This is a genomic window from Alcanivorax profundi (genome assembly GCF_003597125.1).
Classification (GTDB): Bacteria; Pseudomonadota; Gammaproteobacteria; order Pseudomonadales; family Alcanivoracaceae; genus Alcanivorax; species Alcanivorax profundi.
Genome location: NZ_QYYA01000105.1, coordinates 1 through 463, shown reverse-complemented (window position 1 = coordinate 463; position 463 = coordinate 1). Strand labels below are relative to the sequence as shown.

At 38.9% G+C, this 463-nt stretch carries 1 protein-coding gene; it reads right to left on the bottom strand.

The features are described 5' to 3' along the window. The coding region (locus D4A39_RS17835; RefSeq protein ID WP_158586953.1) for an endonuclease/exonuclease/phosphatase family protein at positions 1 to 463 on the bottom strand (463 nt) is incomplete at both ends.

Here is a 463-nt window from a genome sequence, read left to right as displayed (position 1 = left end):
ATAACTTATTTCAAATTCCACCAGTGAGTGATCAGAAATAGCAGACGAAAGAGAAGAGACCAAGAGATGGGAAACATCTATTCCACGAGCCAAAACAAGATCAAGATAGTTTCCACTAATGTGTGTGGGCTCATGAACAAACTGACTAAAAGACAGTGTTGTAAGCAGTGACTGAAATGCTCTGGCCAGTGGATCAGATTCCTTATTTAGATGGATATTAAAGTCGCCAACTACAAGGATACTATCAGAGTGGATTATTAAATCTGAGAGGAAAGCTCCAAACTCATCCAAGAAAGAAGAGTAGGGACCCGGAGGGCGATAGATTACAGCTAAATAAAATGTCTTACTTCCATTTATTTGAGAAGGAATATGTTTGATATGTAGCACTTCGAAAGAGTTAAATTTCAGCTGTGATGTACCTATAAAGCGAATTGCAGCTTTATGAATGGCTGCAACACCACCA